At 39.5% G+C, this 18501-nt stretch carries 16 protein-coding genes; 3 read left to right on the top strand and 13 right to left on the bottom strand.

Features of this window, described 5'->3' with window-relative positions; translation table 11 throughout:
* Positions 1-21: 21 nt before the first annotated feature.
* Positions 22-1974 (bottom strand): DNA gyrase subunit B, encoded by a 1953-nt coding sequence (locus LBN07_02395; GenBank protein MDR0850316.1) that lies wholly within the window; start codon positions 1972-1974, stop codon positions 22-24.
* Positions 1975-2199: 225 nt separating this feature from the next.
* Here LBN07_02395 and LBN07_02390 point away from each other — a divergent pair, with 225 nt between their 5' ends.
* On the top strand, positions 2200-3237 hold the full coding sequence (locus LBN07_02390; protein ID MDR0850315.1) for a UDP-N-acetylglucosamine--N-acetylmuramyl-(pentapeptide) pyrophosphoryl-undecaprenol N-acetylglucosamine transferase: 1038 nt from the start codon (positions 2200-2202) through the stop codon (positions 3235-3237).
* 79 nt (positions 3238-3316) lie between these two features.
* The gene (locus LBN07_02385) at positions 3317-4492 is read left to right on the top strand and encodes a hypothetical protein (protein MDR0850314.1); all 1176 of its coding nucleotides are present in this window, start codon (positions 3317-3319) and stop codon (positions 4490-4492) included.
* Positions 4493-4675: 183 nt separating this feature from the next.
* Here the strand turns inward: LBN07_02385 and LBN07_02380 are convergent, their stop codons facing one another.
* From LBN07_02380 to rsfS, 10 genes are all read right to left on the bottom strand, one after another.
* Complete coding sequence (locus LBN07_02380) at positions 4676-7072, bottom strand: glycoside hydrolase N-terminal domain-containing protein (GenBank protein MDR0850313.1); 2397 nt, start codon at positions 7070-7072, stop codon at positions 4676-4678.
* A gap of 179 nt (positions 7073-7251) precedes the next feature.
* Entirely contained in the window at positions 7252-8391 is a 1140-nt protein-coding gene (locus tag LBN07_02375; protein MDR0850312.1) for a D-alanine--D-alanine ligase, read from the bottom strand.
* A 95-nt stretch (positions 8392-8486) separates the two neighbouring features.
* On the bottom strand, positions 8487-9602 hold the full coding sequence (locus LBN07_02370) for a hypothetical protein (GenBank protein ID MDR0850311.1): 1116 nt from the start codon (positions 9600-9602) through the stop codon (positions 8487-8489).
* Between the two features lie 117 nt (positions 9603-9719).
* Positions 9720-11342, bottom strand: coding sequence for a UDP-N-acetylmuramoyl-tripeptide--D-alanyl-D-alanine ligase (locus LBN07_02365; GenBank protein MDR0850310.1), 1623 nt, complete (start codon positions 11340-11342; stop codon positions 9720-9722).
* A 1-nt stretch (position 11343) separates the two neighbouring features.
* Entirely contained in the window at positions 11344-12075 is a 732-nt protein-coding gene (locus tag LBN07_02360) for an alpha/beta hydrolase (protein MDR0850309.1), read from the bottom strand.
* A gap of 17 nt (positions 12076-12092) precedes the next feature.
* Positions 12093-12527: a ribosomal protein S18-alanine N-acetyltransferase gene (rimI, locus tag LBN07_02355; protein ID MDR0850308.1), complete on the bottom strand. Its 435-nt coding sequence runs from the start codon at positions 12525-12527 to the stop codon at positions 12093-12095.
* On the bottom strand, positions 12520-13146 hold the full coding sequence (gene tsaB, locus LBN07_02350) for a tRNA (adenosine(37)-N6)-threonylcarbamoyltransferase complex dimerization subunit type 1 TsaB (protein ID MDR0850307.1): 627 nt from the start codon (positions 13144-13146) through the stop codon (positions 12520-12522). The genes rimI and tsaB overlap by 8 nt, the downstream gene beginning before the upstream one ends.
* Complete coding sequence (gene tsaE / locus LBN07_02345; GenBank protein ID MDR0850306.1) at positions 13143-13562, bottom strand: tRNA (adenosine(37)-N6)-threonylcarbamoyltransferase complex ATPase subunit type 1 TsaE; 420 nt, start codon at positions 13560-13562, stop codon at positions 13143-13145. The genes tsaB and tsaE overlap by 4 nt, the downstream gene beginning before the upstream one ends.
* Before the next feature lie 123 nt (positions 13563-13685).
* Entirely contained in the window at positions 13686-14606 is a 921-nt protein-coding gene (locus LBN07_02340; GenBank protein MDR0850305.1) for a phosphatase PAP2 family protein, read from the bottom strand.
* A 14-nt stretch (positions 14607-14620) separates the two neighbouring features.
* Positions 14621-15232, bottom strand: coding sequence for a ribosome silencing factor (gene rsfS, locus LBN07_02335; protein MDR0850304.1), 612 nt, complete (start codon positions 15230-15232; stop codon positions 14621-14623).
* A gap of 158 nt (positions 15233-15390) precedes the next feature.
* Here rsfS and LBN07_02330 point away from each other — a divergent pair, with 158 nt between their 5' ends.
* On the top strand, positions 15391-16200 hold the full coding sequence (locus LBN07_02330) for a hypothetical protein (GenBank protein ID MDR0850303.1): 810 nt from the start codon (positions 15391-15393) through the stop codon (positions 16198-16200).
* A gap of 70 nt (positions 16201-16270) precedes the next feature.
* Here the strand turns inward: LBN07_02330 and LBN07_02325 are convergent, their stop codons facing one another.
* Both LBN07_02325 and spoIVB read right to left on the bottom strand, forming a co-directional pair.
* Positions 16271-16978 carry a sporulation initiation factor Spo0A C-terminal domain-containing protein gene (locus LBN07_02325; protein ID MDR0850302.1) on the bottom strand — a complete coding sequence of 236 codons (708 nt, stop codon included), beginning with the start codon at positions 16976-16978 and terminating at the stop codon, positions 16271-16273.
* 267 nt (positions 16979-17245) lie between these two features.
* Entirely contained in the window at positions 17246-18469 is a 1224-nt protein-coding gene (spoIVB, locus tag LBN07_02320) for a SpoIVB peptidase (GenBank protein ID MDR0850301.1), read from the bottom strand.
* Between the last annotated feature and the right edge of the window lie 32 nt (positions 18470-18501).

Raw genomic sequence — 18501 nt, 5'->3', positions numbered from 1 at the left:
GGTATTTATTCAATCGTCAACTTACTTTTCAACAATCTTAGAAAGCATATCCACCTTATTAAAGTTTACGTATGTACTTATATATTCCTTTCGGCTTTCAATATCATCGCCCATAAGAACGGTTACCATTTCCTCAGCATTAGCGGCGTCATCAACACCTACACGCACAAGCGTACGCCTGCTCGGGTCCATAGTCGTTTCCCACAACTGATCGGGGTTCATTTCACCAAGCCCTTTATACCGCTGAATAGCATATCCTCGACCTACTCTCTCGGTAGCTTCGGGCAATTCCTTGTCGGAATAAACATATTCAATAGTATCCTTCTTGCTGACCTTATAAAGCGGAGGCAGGCCTATATATATATTTCCGTTATATAAAAGCTCCTTCATATATCTATAAAAGAAGGTAAGAAGAATAGCGCGTATGTGCGCGCCGTCTTGGTCGGCATCTGACAAAATGATAATTTTATGATATTTCAGATAATCAATGTCAAAATCCTCACCCACACCGGTGCCGAGGGCCGCTATAATTGTTCGGATTTCCTCATTAGCAAGCACTTGGTCAAGACGCTTCTTTTCAGCATTCAGCGGCTTTCCTTTAAGCGGAAGTATCGCCTGAAAGCTTCGGTCGCGTGCCTGTTTTGCGCTGCCGCCTGCACTGTCACCCTCAACAATAAATAATTCGTTTTGTTCAGGCTTTCGGCTGGAGCAGTTTGCAAGCTTGCCTATAAGGCTGGAGCTTTCAATGCTGTTCTTCTGTCTGGCCACTTCCTTAGCTTTTTTAGCGGCAAGTCTCACGCGGGCAGCACCCTTGGCTTTTTCGATAATCTGTTCAAAAATCTTCTGCCCTTCTTTGCTTTCAAAGGCTTTAGGTAATTCGTTATTTACAATAACTTCAACCTTGGCCTTAACCTCGGGGTTGCCGAGCTTTGTTTTTGTCTGGCCTTCAAATTGAATATTCTGCATCTTTATTGCAAAAATGAGAGTAATACCCTCACGGAAGTCCTCACCCATAAGGTTAAGCTCTTTATCCTTCAAAAATCCCAACTTTCGGGCGCAGTCGTTCATAACCTTAGTAAGAGCTGTCTTAAAGCCCACCTCGTGAGTTCCGCCCTCGCTTGTAGGAATATTATTTACATACGAAATCACCGTTTCGGCATAACTGTCGGTATATTGAAGAGCGGCGGAAAGCTTAATTCCCTGAGCCTCGCCCTCTATGCTCACAGCAGGCCTAAACAGCGTGGTCTTTGATTCATTTAAATACTCAACAAAGTCAGCAAGTCCACCATCAAATTTGTAGTTGTGAGTCTGACCTTCTTTTTCGTCTATAAAGTTTATTTCAACACCCTTGTTTAAAAAGGCAAGCTCCCTAAGCCTTCTTCTTATTGTGTCCGAGTTTAAAACGCTGTTCATAAAAATTGTGGGGTCAGGCATAAACGTAACCCTTGTGCCCGTTTTGTTTGCCGGACACACGCCAACCTCATGAAGAGGATTTTGAACAACTCCACCCTTGACATTACCGTTGGCATCAGCAACTGACGCAAAATCTATTTCATAAATCTTTTTGTTGCGATATACAGTAGCCTTAAGCCATGAGCTAAGTGCATTGGTAACAGATGCGCCCACACCGTGAAGCCCGCCCGAATAACTATAGTTTGAACTGTCAAACTTTCCGCCTGCATGAAGCTGCGTAAATACAACCTCCGCACCAGAAATTTTAAGCGTGGGATGAGGGTCAACGGGGATACCCCGCCCATCATCTTCAACGGTGGCACTGCCATCTTTGTGCAGTGTCACAGATATTTGGTTTCCGTGTCCGTTGGCAATTTCATCCATACTGTTGTCAACGATTTCCCACAGAATATGGTGCACCCCTTTGCTGCCCGTGCCTCCTATATACATTCCGGGTCGCAGCCGCACTGCTGCCAAACCCTCCAAAACCACTATATCCTTAGCGTCATAAGATTTACCCAAGACACACCTCCAAAACTATTCTCTATACATCTATTTTAGCACATTTCAAAGATTTTTCCTAATAATTTTATGCATAAAAACTGCGTATTTTCGGGCTCAAACGACGTATAATAAAAAATGATTGTATAAGTATGCATATATGCGCATTAATATGCAGCCATAACACCCAAAACTCATGCTTAACTTAAGTAAATTGGGCATATACTAACTCAAAAAGGAGCATTTATGAAAATAGTTTTGACCGGCGGCGGAAGCGGCGGGCACGTAATACCCAGCATAAGTCTGTTGCCATATATTAAAAAAGCATTTTCCAAAATTTATTATATCGGCGGCAGCGGAATTGAACGGGATATTCTAAAAAATTACCCTGAGGTTGAGTTCTTTACTGTCCATGCACCCAAGCTTGACAGAGGCAATCTTCTCAAAAATCTCTGTCTGCCGTTTGGTCTCATAAAAGCCATTTCTGTATCCAAAAAAATACTCAAACAAATAAAGCCTAATATAGTTTTTAGTAAGGGCGGTTTTGTGGCAGTCCCTGTATGTATTGCAGCCCATCATCTTAAAATCCCCGTCATAAGTCATGAGTCTGATATAACTATGGGGCTTGGAAATAAAATAATATACAGATATTGCAAGACTATGTGTCTAAGCTTTGAAGGCCACACAAAAAAGAAGTGTGTTTACACAGGTCAGCCTATACGTGCTCAAATATTGTGCGGCAGTGCTGAGGTGGGATATAAAATGTGTAATATTCAAAAAGGTCTTCCTATCCTGCTTATTATAGGCGGCTCAATGGGAGCAAAAAGTCTAAATGACGTAGTATATCAGACCCTTGACACTCTTTGTGAAAAGTATAATATAATCCACATAACCGGCAAAGAGAAGAACGAAGAGAAAACGCACAAAAACTACACTCAGTTTGAGTATGTGCAGAATATTCAAGACCTTTTTGCTATAAGTTCATGTGTCATAAGCCGTGCCGGTGCCGGAGCTATTTCCGAGTTTCTGGCTCTAAAAAAACCAATGCTACTTATCCCACTTGGCAAAAATGCCTCAAGAGGCGACCAAATTGAAAACGCCAAAAGATGTGAGCAGATGGGCGTAGCCCATGTTTTGCCGCAGCAGGAACTTACCCCAAAAACATTTTTTGTGGAAATAGATAATCTGGTTAAGAACCGTGACAAGCTCATCAAAAATATGCCGGAATATGAGGACGCATGTAAAAAGATATACCAAGAGATAATAAAATGCACAAAAAACTAAGTTTTTCACTAGTTTTGAAAACCCACTCACAAACGCTTTAAGCAGTGCTATAATACCTCTACCCTTTGGAGGTGTTAGAATGCCAAACCAAATTCTTAAAATCGGTTTGTTTATGGGTTTTGTTTTTGTGCTGGTATTTTTATCGTTTTTATATATAAACTTCACTAAACAAGACAGCATCATTGCCGATTCTCAGCAGGGCGAACCTGTTTTTGAACCCAAGTCCCCATGGCACACAAGCAATCCCGACATAAATTTTATAAACAGTCTAGGTTCAACCGGCAGTGAAACGTTGCTTGCCGCCCATACGCTTGGGACTTATTATTTTGTGCTTTTTAAAACCACTTCACTAGACGGTGATTTTGAATACCTCAACACAAACGGACTAATAATAGCCCGACTCAGCAAAACCGGTATTATCACCGACATAAAAAATCTGGGTAATTATACTTATGCAGACAGCACAGTTTCCGGAGGCAATATTGCAGTGGTAGCAAGCGCAAACGGAGACAGTTTTCTTATTTTGATAGATGTCAGCCTCAACATAACAACAAACCCTGTGCATTCTATAAAACATATCATTGCAAGCGACACGCTATATCTGTTTGACGAGCGCAACATAACCACCTATCCCGCAACAAAAACATATACATTTGAAGGAGATATTGTTAATATCTTTGAGTGCAGCGGCGAAGTTGTATTCTTTACAAAACAAAACAAGGATATATCAAAATATACTCTAATAAACGGTATGCTCACTCTAGACTTACAGTTTCTTGACACTACCCTCGTCAAAATTGCGCTTAACGGTGAAATTTTAATTACACGAAACTCAGTTGAGCTTGTAATTACAAAAATAAACGCAAACACTATAGATTTTGTAACGATAATCCCCGCCGCAAACAACAACATCGAAATAATGCGTTCGGATACAGGCTATGCCGTTTTGACAAAGGATACTGTAAATTATCTTTATTTTTTGTGCTTACATGGCGATATTATATCAAAAACCCAGACAATTATTACGGCCGATGAATATCAAAACCGCTTCATCAGCCTTTCAGGTATTATTTCGATGGTGACTTTGCAGGATATTTATACACTTGTTCCCACTGCCAGCATATTTGGCGACACTGTCCCACAAAAGGTTCTTCTCACAGACAACATCTTGTTTGTTCAGACCCATAGCAATACCCTGGACTTTGTAAAGTCACAGGGTGAGAGTGATATATTTATATTTTCACTTAAATTATAAAAGAGGAGCCCCCTGTGCTTGATATGACTGTGGCATAAAATAAACACTCAAATGAAGTACACTCAATAAAAAATACCGCCAAACAGCGGTATTTTATTTTTTTATATCCAAACAAGTTGCGTTTAAAGTTAGTAGCCGCAAAATGCCATAGTCAGTGCATAGTACGGGTAGCAATGATGCCTTTTATTTTGTTTTGTTTGCCCACTTAATGGTAAACGCAACAGTTTTTCCGGCAGCAATCTTAATGTTCTTCACCAGCTTGTTCTCAAGATCCAGCTGTTCGGGTATCACACCCTTAACCTTTTTTGCCCCCTCTGGCAGCGACAGCTCCGTGTCAACATCCTTTGTCAAAGATTTTAACTTCAGTTTCAAGCTTCCGCGTTTGACATTAAAGTCAATATCAGCCCTGAGACCTTCCCCCAGAACAAACCCCGAAAGACTGCCCTTGCTAAGTTCATGCGGAAGATTTCGGAACAACGATATACCCAATTTGTTAGAAGTTATAAACATATTTTGAAGCGACAGCGTAAAGGCAGTATTTTTGTCAATTGAATAAGTTGCCCAATTATCAGCCTTTCCAATACCCATACCACGAGTGTCTGTTTCGGCAAAAACAAGGTTGTTGGTCACAAAACTCTGAGTGAGGCTACCCAGCACCTCAAAAGCTGCGCCGCCATCCCCTACAGTGGCAAGCGCCACAGCAATATCGATAAGCGTGCCCGCAGTGCAGTCAGATTTAGAATTATTAAACCTAAGTTTGGCTGTGCCCGCAACCAGCTTTTCAAAATCACGCTTAGAAGTAAGTGACAGTGAACCTACATTATACGGGAACAAGTGCGGAATATGCGGATTATTATTGTTGGTTTCAAATATTTTTGAAATATACTCTTTTATAATACCTTCATTGTCAACCGCGATATCCGGCACCTTCGCAAGAAGGTTCTCATATTTTTGGATATCCTCTTCGCTAAGGTTTGCAACTTTCTTAAGTTCAAGCAATATACCAAACACTTGCTTTGCGCATACAAAATCTATAGTACAGTTGCTGGCCACCATAAGCTCGTTGTTTTTGCCGCTGACATTAAGCGGAACACTAAAAGGCGAGAGTCCTATGGGAGACTCAAACATATTGGTAGTTTTGTTGACTTTAAGCAAATCCTCATAAAATTTCGCAGTTTCTATAATAAACTCAGCTCCAAAGTCTTTGATAAGCTTGTTATTTTCAGTGCGGATATAATAATCATAAATCATCTGACAAATCAGCGCCGCCACATTAAAGTTAAGTATAACCTTTGAGTCGGTTGCTCCCGGAAGCCCTGATGCAGGAGACTCAAGCGATGGAATAAACACACCGTTACAGTTAAACAATCTCATGGCATTCTTTTTATAATCATCCATATTTGTCTGATAATAGTTAAACAGCGGAAGCAGCATATGCGAAATTCCCGCCCCAAACGCCAAGTTATACAGTCTTTGGGTCTGTAAGTAGTTATTGCGCGTACTATCCTCCGCCTTATAGTCGCCATTAAACAACCCATAAGGCGCACAAGGCTTACCCTCAGGTGATGTTGAACAAATCAGCAGATATTTTCCAAAGTTATAAAGTTTTTGAGCCAGCGCAGCGGTCAGATTACCGTTTACAGTCTTTAAAACCAAATCGTCAACAAACTCGTCGTCCTCGCGGTAATGCAATGACAGTTCGCTTGCGCTATATAGCTTATAGTGTAGGTTTGCGTGCTCTTTCATCAGCTTGTCATAATTAAGTTTAATCGCGCCAAGCTCTTCTTTAATTTCTACAAATTCCTTCTCTTTCTGGCTGTTTACAAAGAGTTTTATAAAAACAAGCACCCTGTCAGCGCCGCTTATCGCTATCTTTTCACCCGCACTTTCCATGCTACCGCCAAAATGCTGAACCCTTGCCACCGCTCCATAGTCAGTGCCATCCTCACTTCGGGCGCTGAACATTATGTTCCCGCGCTCAGCCTTAACCTCAAAATAATCAGGAGTAGCCACAAGCCCCGCTTTTGTCCGGTTGTTAAAAATGTCATGCAAACCCAAACTCAGCGTACAGTCAATATCTCTACTGCCGCTTTTGGTGATTTGAAAGCATACAATGTTATTTACTCTTGACACAAACAGGTTTCTGTCAAACTTGGTGCCATCATCCTTAAATGATACATTAACTTCAGCATTTTCAAGGTCTATGCTCCTAAAGTATTCCCTCACACCCTCTTTTATGGGCATGTCTATGTTAAAATCACAAAGCGGAAACGGAGACGACAGCTTGGGATGATAGTTTTTTGCACTAAGTGCCTCAGTCAGCATCTTTTCGGCTCCCGAATAGTTGGCCCCTTCAATGGCGTTTTTGAGTGCCTTAACCTTGTCAGAAACATCCGGCAGCACGCCTGTGTAGCCTCCGACAAACAAATCGCTGTGGTTAAGTGTTATTTTTTCGCGTCCAGCTCCGCCCAAAACAACGGCCCCCACCGTGCCCGAACCTGTTACGAGACCCTCACGCCATAAAGCCCCCCAAAGGCCGGCGGGCTTTCTAAACTTTAAAATATTACTATTTTTTGACATAATCCTTCCCTCCCAAATCAAAAACCAAAAAATTCCTGCAATTATTTAAGAACACAAGAAAATTCGGTTGACTAAAGTTTTTCCTTTAGTTTACTCAAGAAAAAACTTAAGTGACAACTAAAGCTTTCTCTTATATAATATAATATCACATTTAAGACAAAAAAGTAAATTAAAAAGAGTTATTTTTTAAGTGCCTTCGCTCCTTCCCTGAAATTTTGCAAAACATTGGATGAAAACACTTTGTTCAGTTCGTTATCTTTCTGTTTTGAGCAAATTGCCGTTTCAATAAGGCTGCCGGTCAGCTCAAAGCCGCTTATGCCGTCTTTTTTCCAAAGATAGTTGCTCAAAGACCCCGGAATTGTATTAACCTCATTTACAAAAACTTTGCCTGAGCTGTTGTCTATCATATAATCTATCCGAATAACTCCTCTTCCGCCAAGTAGCTCCCAGATTTTTCTTGCCGAGCTTTCGATATATTCTTTTTGTTCATCACTCACCTGAGCAGGCTTTCTTTGCGACTTTTTGTTAACTAAGTACTTTTGTTCAAAGGTCAAAAACTTTGAATAATGTTCAGGGCTTTCAAGCTTTGACAGCCTGACCTTTTCTTCGTCTCCCATCACCGAAATATTAACCTCAGTCATATCAACCAGCGCCCTTTCACACAAAATACGCCTGTCGAATTCTGCGGCAACAGATATCCCTTCCCACAGCTGATTATCATTTTCACAAACGGATATCCCAATACTGCTACCAAGGTTGGATGGCTTTATTATAATGGGAAATTCAAGCACATCCCTTACCTTTTTAATACAGTGTTTCCTTCCCGTCGTCAAATCCGACGGCAAAATATATGAATAATCAATCGTATTCAGTCCGCTTGCAATAAGCACTTTCTTAGTGATGATTTTATCCATACAAACAGCGCTGAAAAGCACCCCCGGGCTGGTATAAGGAATATCCAAGCACTCAAATAAGCCCTGAAGTGCCCCATTTTCGCCCGAACCGCCATGAACGGCAAACAAGGCGCAATCAATTTCGCATAGTTTTTTGAGAGTTTTACGCTTTAGCTTAAAAAGCCCTTTCTGCCCTGAAACAAGCCCCACCCTGATTACATTTTTGGCCGTTTTGTCAAAATCTTTCAGTTTGTTTATATCATAAAAATCTTCACTGAAAAACCACTCTCCCTCGGCCGTTGTATATATAGGATAAACATTATACCTTGCGGCATCTACACTGTTTATTATTTGCACACCTGTTATAACAGATATATCATGCTCAACACTTCTGCCGCCAAAAATTACCAACACATTCTTTTTCATAAAAACTCCTTTAAATAAAAACCTTAGTTTTATATATGAAAAAAGCGACTCTCTTGTGAAAGAGAGCCGTTTATATATCAACAAAAGATAAATGTTTACATTTCAGCAATTTCCGTTTCTATAGGAGCAGGTTGCCATACAACCTTACATTCAGGGTTAATAACAGGAACTTGAAAAATTTCACCCACACAAGCAGCAAGTTTCTCTTGCTCTTCTTTGTTTTTAAATACTTTAACTTTTGCTTCTGATTCAAAGAAAAAGTCATCTTCTTTACAAACTTTATCTTCCAATCCATTAATCCTAACAGCAACAATATACTTTGATGGTATCCCTGCGGGAATCGCCGCCCATGTAGGATTTGCTTCAGCCACACGTCGGGATGCTCCGCCATTTCCGTTTAACTGTTTTAAAATCGGGTCTGTGGTTGCATCATGGTCACTCCATTCTTCCAGTTGACCTAGAATTTCTAAATCTTCCTGTGAATATTTTTCCAATTTACCCTGGCTTTTGTTTCTCATATATTCAAAGAAATCCAAATGCAAAAGCTTTCGAATCTCCGGAGAGGATGTATCAACAACAAATGTGATAGACTTTCCATGCTTTATTGGCTTGCCATTTGTTCCGCTATTAGATTTTATAAAAGAAGTACAAAATCTGGACTCCGAAAACTTTTCAAGTTTTCCAAACCATTCAGTTGCAATTAAACCCAAATCCTTTCTGCTCTGCAATGCTTCTTCATCCGAATCTATCGGAATATTGTGCAATAAAAATGTGCGGCCATCAAAATCAATAACTCCATCTTTTATTTCAAGTTTTTTTGCTTGTCCGTTTATTGATGCATTTGAAAACAATTCTTCCATTTTCTTAAACATCTTAGAATATTTTTGTTTTGTATTTTCCAGCAATCCTGCAATTTCTTCATCAAATTGTCCTTTTACAAACTCATCATGTTTTCTCTGCATTTCCTCAAAACCGGGATCTTCATCAGATTTAAGTAAGCCTGCCCACCATTCTTGATACTCTTGACTTGCCTCCAAAACCTTATCAAAGTCCGTGTTCCTCTTTGCAGCAATCCTTAGTGCAGTATCTCCATCAAAAACACCCATAAGTGCCCCTAAATAATAATGTTCATGAACATTACCGGTATCCATCAAACTGCTATTCTTATTTCCCAAATTCATTCCAGCTGCAAGCCGATATTTTTTTTCCATGTTTTTATTTAGCGCAGCGCAATATCACGCACGCTCTCCATCTTAATATTATAACATATCTCATAAAAAATAGCAATATCACAAAAAACACACCCTTGTCAGATGTGTTCTTAAATATTATAAATAATTATCCGGCAGGTCATTTTCAAGCAGCACCACGGCCCCTTCAACCACTATGCCACTAAGCAGCTGTTTTGCTTTTTCAAGGGTTTCGGCGTCGTAAACCTGTTCCATATTAAACCCCACATTCATAAGCCCCTGCTTTATGCTTTCCAGATTAACTTTGTTTACGACAATCACACTGTCGGCAACTTTCGCTATTTTTTCGCCGAATTTTTCATTCTCTTCTTTTTCAAGACTGCCAAGCTCAACAAGTCCGGGTGTAACCACAATCTTTTTGCCTTCAAACTTAGACAGCACTTCAAGCGCAACTACGCAGCCTTCCACACTTGCGTTATATGAATCATCCAGAATTGTAACATTGCCCTCATTCTTCACTTCAAGCCTGTGCGGAACGGGTTTAAGAGCCGCAATGCCCTCTTTTATCTGTTGAGTTTCAAGCCCCAAAAGCAGAGCCATCCTCACGCACAGCATAATGTTTTCTATGTTATGCTTGCCCAAAAGCTGAGTTTCGCATTTCATACTCTTTTTGTTATATTTAATCATAAACTGCGTGCCGTCTTTGCCCACCTTTATGTCACCGACAGTCAAATCTTTATCCTTGCCCACGGCATATTTTTCGATTGAACACCTTTCATAAAGCTCCATTGCTCCTGTGTTAAACCCATTAAATATGGCAATTCCGTCACTCGGAAGAGCTTCAATCAGTTCATATTTGGTATTCTTGAGATTTTCTACACTTCCAAAAGAATAAAGATGCTGTGTACCTACGCTGGTGATTATGCCGTATTTAGGATTTATGAAGTTGGCAATAGCTTTAATGTCCCCCCTGTTGCAGGCACCCATTTCGGTAATCAAAATTTCATTTTCGGGTTTAAGAAAGTCATTAACAACCTTACTTATGCCTTTTGTAGTATTAAAACTGTGCGGGCTCATGCAGACATTATATTTTTGAGACAATATGGTGTTTAGCATATATTTTGTGCTGGTCTTGCCAAAGCTGCCGGTTATGCCGATTTTTATGAGGTCTCCCCTCTTCTTTAGCTTATTCTTGGCAGACATAAGATATTTTTTGGTTATGGCGGCCTCAATCGGTATCATCAAAATATGAACAAGCGGCACCAAAAGAGGAATTAAAATAGGTGTCAGACACAGCACCCCATAGCGTAGCAACGGTATCCATTCCATGCTCACTGACATAAGACCGAACGAAACACCCGCCATAACAATACCCATAGCAATATTGAGCCTTGTCATACGCGCAGTTTGTTTAAGAGGTATTTTTTTGGGAGCGGAATAAATATTTATGATAAAAACTATGGTAAAATAGAAATAGAACACCAAACCCAGATACGAATAATAACCTTTGGGCTCATACTCCCAGAACAGAGCATTTGTAACCAGCACGCACGCGGCGCTGAGAAGCCCAAGCATTAAAAGCCTTGAAACATATTTGGCTTTGGTGTCTCTTACCCACAAATAATAGCCCTTTATTTTATAACCCACAATCTGTATCATCTGAAAAAACTTATACGACGCAAAACAAAGCATCAGCCCGTTTATAACAGATAATACTATCGCAATATATAAATGTGCGTTGTCGGGTGCAAAAAACTCCATATTATTCTCCTAAAAAACTGTTTATTATCCTCAAAGTCTGTTCAAAATTTTCTATATAAGCAAAGTGCCCTCCATTCAAAACTATCAGCGCACTGTCTTTAATAAGCTTTTCAAGCTTACGCGCCATATAAAGCGGAGTTTCGGTGTCGTCCTTTCCCCACAGCAAGAGCGTAGGTGCTGTTATATTTTTTAGCATTTCTGTCTGGTCAAAGTTTGTAATATTTATAATAGTCTGTTTCGTCATACCGTCCGCTGCCCTATAATCACTGCTGCCAAATTTACTTAGTCGCTCTTTTTTCATAAGCTTTATTTTGACAAGGCGCTTGCATAGCTTGTATCTCATTATACTAAGACTTTTTTTAATGCTTTTTTTAGGTTTCAACCCTGCAGCACCCGTCAAAACCAATTTCTGCACCAAACTCACATCCTGAGCCAGCATTATGGCTACTCTTGCGCCAAACGAGTGAGCAACTACAAAAACTTTAGTTACGCCAAGTTCTTTCAGCAATGCCATTACCATCTCGGCATACGTCTCAACTGTCCACGGCTCAGCCATCTTGTCAGAAAAGCCAAACGGCGGAAAATCTATATTTATGCGCCTGTTAGTTTGCAGTCTGTTTTCAAATGCCAAAAAGCTTTGTGTGCTGCCGCCCCAGCCATGCAAAAAAAGTAAGTTTTGACCGTCTCCTTTGATGGTATAGTTAATTTTAACACCTTTAAAAATAAAAAACAAATAAAATTCACTCCTCGCTATTTATATAGCCACATAACATAAGCATCATCACCATTTTTATAATATTTTTTACGGGTGTTTGTTATAATAAAGCCCATCTTACGATAAAGATCTATAGCAGGCTTGTTTTTAGTATTAACTTCAAGACTAAGCGCCTTTATCTTTTTTCGTTCAGCATCCGTTATCAGCCGCTCCAGAAGCTTGCCGGCAAGCCCCTGCCGCTGATGGGCTTTGGACGTTGCAATACTGATTACCGAATAATCCTCGCCCGTGTTCCATGCTCCGGCATAAGCCTCAACTTGCCCCTCAACCAAAATTACAAAATACATGCGGCTGTCATGTGTAATTTCTTCTAAAAACAGCGGCTCGCTCATAGCTTCGTCAAAACACTCCTTATGTATTTCATACATGCGAGCAAAATATTCATCCTGAGCTCTTAAAATCTTAAGCATTACTGCCCTCCTTTTTTAAAAGCTCCTCCTCTGCCTGACTGAGAGCCAAATAATATGGCTTAAACTCGCCAAATCGTCCGTCCTTAAAAAGTGCACAGCAGAAATCAATCAAGTCTTTTTCGCTGACTTCTACCCTTTCTGCATTTATGTCAAGATTATAATGTTGCTCTATCACAGCATTAAACTCATTAAACCCTTCAGTATCTTCCAAACTATACCGTGGCTTATTTCCGGATTTAAACCTGCCCACATAAAGCTTGTTTGCCGTGCTAGGTATTACTACTGTCATATCAGTCCTGTTTAATTTGGCCATAGTAGTATATGCTATCAGTTCAAGTGAGTTGATAGCCACAATTTTTATGTCTCTAAATACGTGAATAAACCCTTTTACAGTAGAAACACCTATCCGCACACCTGTAAAAGAGCCGGGGCCTACAACTACACCAATGACATCAATCTCTTTTAGGCGAACCTTGGCTCTTTGCAGCAGTTCATCTATCATAGGAAGCAGTACTTCCATATATTTTCCATCTTGTTTTTGTGCAGTTATTATTTCGTTATCCTTTAAAAGAGCCAAAAGCAGTTTGTCACTGCTTGTGTCCAAAACCAAAATATTCATTTGTTCACCTCAATAGTTACTTCACGGGTCATATCGTCAATCTTTTTTATGACTATCTTTGTATATTTTTTGGGCAGAATTTCAGTGAGTCTTCCGGGCCATTCTATAAATTTAATAGAATTTTTATCATCAATAATTTCATCCAGACCCGAAGCCCTCGCCTCTTCAATGCCGTCAAGCCTATAAGCATCCATATGATAAACTATACCGACTTTGGTGTCGTATTTGTTGACAATAGTAAAAGTGGGGCTCGGCACAACGGCTACACCTGCTGCGTTCAAAAAACCCCGTGCCAAAACCGACTTACCGCTGCCAAGGTCACCTTCAAGCAAAACAACATCGCCGCTCTTTAGGGTTTTTATAAGACCCGCGCCAAGTTTAAGCATCTTATCTTCTTTTTTGATTATAACCTTCACTCCTATATTTTAGCACAATATGGCAGCTCTTCCAATGATTTTTGCATGGTTAGGTGCGGTTTTGCAGGCCACCCGCCAAAGGCGGGTGGCCATGGCGAGCGTGCTCGTCATGCAAAACCGCACTCAAGGCCTCGCTCTCAAACAGAAATCATTCCGCCTTTTTATAATCATACCTTCAATAATCTTAAATAACCATGGACACAAAACCATCACAAACAATATATCAACAAGCATTATAAGACTTCTAAAAAAAACTAAGTTTGGCAAAACCGCATTAAGCAAAAAATATAACCCTAAAGCAACACCACCAAAAACAATCACCTTAACTATTTCAAACCACAAAATTTTGGCAGAACTATACTTTACAAACCTCTTTTCAAAAAAGTAGCCCAAAATAATTCCTATACCCAACATAAATATAATAGGATACTCCCCCGTCCTAAAATTGTCAGTAGCCAACGTATCTATAAACATTAAATATCCCAAAACTAAAAACGGCAGCAAAAACAGTGCATAAATATGCTCCTTGTCACCAAATTTTATGAACTTGCACATAATCAGACTTACTGTAAATCCAAGTGCAAGACCTGCTAAAACGTCGCTCAGATAATGCTGCCCCAAATACATTCTTGAAAGCCCCACACACAAACAAAGCAGCACCAAAGATATAATAGCAGTGATTTTAAACCATTTTTTACGCGTTTTTTGCACCTCATATATAAGAGTGCCAGCAACAGAAGCAATAGCTGTCGAGTGCCCGCTGGGCATAGAATACCCTACCGTGTTTGTATAATTTATAATACCGCTATCCGCCATAAAGGGTCTTGGGCGCATAAAAACTTCTTTAAGTCCCCAATTTATAACCGAACTTGCCCCAAAAATCGCGGCAAATCTAAAAGCAAACCGCTTGTCATAACACCAAAACAGCAGCACAAACATCACCGTAAAAAAGCCCGTGGTGCCCAAAAACGAGAATATCATCATAACGATATCCCAAAAGTCGTTTGCCACAGACTGTATTGCTTTTATTATACTTACTTCCACCGAAACTCCGTCACTCACTTTTTGGCGGATTTTTCAATTTTTGTTTTGGTTTCTTTCTTATCTTCTTTAGGCTTTGCTTTACTTACAGCTTTTTTACTTATTTTTTCGATTTTTACCGTTTCTTTCACTGTTTTTTTAGGTGCTTTTGCGTTTTCCTTAACTTCTTTAGTTTTTTTCTTGTCAGCAGCCGGCTTTACTTCTTTTTTAGTTTCCTTTTTCTTTTTATCGTCAGACGTCTTTTCGGCGGCTTTAGCATCCTTCTTTTCAATATCCTTTTTAATGTCAGTAAACTTTTTGTGATTTTTGCTGTCTGCCCACATTTTTTCAAGGCTATAATGATCTCTCACCTCTTTTGTAAATATATGCACAATAACATCCCCCAGGTCAAGACTAATCCAATTCGCCTGACCGTGACCATCTATGCCAAAAACTTTTTCACCGATTACGTCTGCTACTTCACACACAACATCACTGAGCGTTCTTGCGTGTGTAATGCTGCTTGCTGTAGTCAAAACAAAATCATCGGCAATTGATGAATTTTTGCTGATATTAATAATACTTATATCCATGGCCTTTTTGTCATCAAGCGCCTTGCATACCATCATAACCTTATTTGATAGTTCCATACTTCACCTCTCATACATTATACCCTTAGCCCCAAAAAAAATCAAATATTCTCCAAGATTTGTCAAATAAATTTAGGCTAAGCTTTCAAATTTCCTTAAAAACGCCAAAACATATTAATATTGTTTTGAAAAACTGCATACTTGGCAATAATCTTTATATGAAAAATTTCAAATTATCTTTGATTTTGGATAGAATTTTGCTTATAATCATAGGCTTTGCCATATCATTTGTGTGGCTGCGGTTTTTTATAGAAAACATATATATAGTTTTGCTACTATGTTCTACTATTGTTTTGGGAGCATATATCCTCATTTCATTTCTGCTTCAAAAAAATAAGGACAGGCAGGCTGTCAGCAAGGCCCAAAAAGCTGAAATTGAACAATATTCCGCCGACCTTATGTTTACGGATAAGCAAAAATGCCTGCAGTTTTTTTGTGAACTGCTTCAAAAAAAACATAGCGCAGCTCTAAAAAAGGATTATATTATAATAGATAAAACTATGCTATTCAGTTTTATGCACCTTGAAAAACTGACAATAAATGACCTGTCACACGCATATTCTTCAGCGCAAAACATTGGAGCCGAAAAAATAATAATCTGTGCGCAGTCTGCCCCTGCCGACATTTTGATGCTTTGCAAGAATATTCAAAATATAAACGTAACCATACTTGACAAATCAGGTGTTTATTTTAATCTGCTAAAGGTTTATGACACCTATCCCCCAAAAACAATTACACTATCACGCAAAAAAATGACACCGAAAAACATATTCGAATACAGTTTTGCACGGGCAAAATTCAAGCAATATATGCTAAGCGGGCTGATTATATTATTCTGTAGCCTATTTATGCGATATAACATATATTATGTACTGATGTCTACCCTGCTCTTTGGGCTTAGTGCCGTCTGCCTCTTTAAGCGGCCGGAAAAATCCTCAACAAATATTTTTACGGCCGACAGCACATAATCCTTTTCCTTCTTCTTTCCTCTATTCACAGGTAGGTATCATCACTAAACGATTATGTATACATTCTACCTCATTCATATTTCAACTTATTTACAACAAACGCAATAAACTCTTTATTAGACGGCTTACGCCCTCCAAACTTGTCGCAGTCATTTTTATAAGCATTTGCTATTGCCATTCTGATATCGCGCTCAATGCTCATGGTTGTAGTAAAAAATTTTGCCGCCACATACGAATATGATTTTGTTTGAAGGTTGCCTACAATGCCACCGTTCAAAATTATATATTCTATTGCCTCTACCAAATATGATGAACCCAAGTATTTAGGCGAAAATCCAAAATCCATAAGTACTTTGCCTATTCTTGACGCAGAAACCTTGCAAGAACACATATTTGTCAGCCGCATCATCTCAGATTCAAGCTTGCTAAGCATGCTGCTCATAAAAATATCATCAATCGCTCCAATCGGAATACTCATTATATTATAATATTTTTTTGTAAGCTCTATTTCAGCATCCCCCAAAAACACTACTATCGAGCTTTGCCAGCCCTCGTTGCATTTTTGAATAAACTCCATAAGCTCCGGACTTGGGCTCACTGTAGACTTGTCTATAAATAAAATTACCAGCCCTAAAGATTTGCGTTTTATAAAAAAATCGCTTAAATCAGCTACTTTAAATATACTTATTTCGTTTTTTTCACACTCTTTTTGCAATTTATGCCACAAGCACGCGTTATCACCGGAATATAAAAACGCCGGTGCCCTACCTTTTGTCATCGCCCACTCCTTTTGCACCACCCGCTATGGATGGTGCTGTTTTACATCCGTTCAGGATGATTTTTTAACTCAAGAATTTCAGCAACTTTCAAAAAACAGACAAAAAAATAATGCCATATATACATTAGCGCTGATCAGCCCAAAAAATCTTTATCAAACTATTAACTTTTTTAATATAGCATATTTAAAAATTTTAGTCTATCATTTTTTGACACTTTTGTAATAATACCTCGATAATATTACAATTTTGTATAAAACACTACAAATCTATTGCCCTAGCATCCAATCCATATAAACACCAAACCCCTTTGTTGGGTCGTTTACAAACACATGTGTAACTGCCCCCACCAGCTTGCCGTTCTGAATTATAGGACTGCCGCTCATTCCTTGAATAATCCCTCCGGTTTTTTCTAAAAGCTCAGGGTCAATTATTCTAATGACCATACTTCGGTCATTCTGATAATTCTGATAATTTGTTTTGATAATTTCTATGTCATAGAGCTTCAGGTTACCATCCACAGCACTTCTTATCTGGGCCTTTCCTGGGCTTACCGTCAGCCGCCCTCCCACTTTCAGTTTAAGCGTTTGGTCCAAAAGTAAAGAATTCTGTGAAATTTCACCAAAAACACCAAATTCACTGTTTTTATCTATATGTCCCTGACTGTTCTTGCCCTGCAAAAACAACCCCCTGATTTCGCCGGGGTCACCGGCTACTCCCTTGTTGAGGCCCAGAATATTGCATCCATACAAATTCCCGCTTTTGACAGCCATCATAACTCCTGTGTCCCCATCGCAAATCGGATGGCCAAGTGCACCAAAACGGTTTTTATCATCAATAAAAGTCAATGTACCTATCCCCGAAGCATCATCTCTCACCCAAACCCCCAGCTTAAAACTGTCGCTTTTTATATCATAAGCGGGTTTTACTCTAAATTCATATTCCTTATTTTTGCGCATAGCGGTTATTTTAAGCTCGCGCCCCCCGTTCTCCTTTTTGTTGATAAACTTAGAAATACTGCCGGTATTCTCCACTTTTTCATCTTCAATATGCGTGATTATATCTCCAACCTTAAGGCCGGACTTGGTAATATCAAAAGTATTACCGTCAGTTTCAATCACACTGCTGCCCACAATCAGCGCACCTTCGGCCGAAATAACCAACCCCACAGGCATTCCGCCCGCCAAAACCTCATCTTCTCCTATAACAACCTTATGCGTTTTTATGGGAATAAGATTAAACAGCTTAAACTCAACTTCGCCCACATCAGGAGCCTTTACCACCGGCACGCTGGATTTTTTAAGCTCAACGTTCACAAACTGCCCAAAAACCCTGTTTTGATTGATATATCCTATATCGCTTGAATATATAATCATATTATCGGGCATCGCAAACACTCTCGAAGCCGGTAAAACGGCAAAATAAAGCAGACAAAAAACGAGTGCAACAGCACCCAAAGCTATGCCAAGTTTTTTAAATAACCGCGCTTTCATATAATATATTGTGTGGGGTCAGCAGCCGTTTT

This window comes from Christensenellaceae bacterium (assembly GCA_031260975.1).
Classification (GTDB): Bacteria; Bacillota; Clostridia; order Christensenellales; family UBA1242; genus JAISKJ01.
The sequence above is the reverse complement of the archived record's forward strand: the minus strand, read 5'-3'. Positions and strand labels throughout refer to the sequence as shown.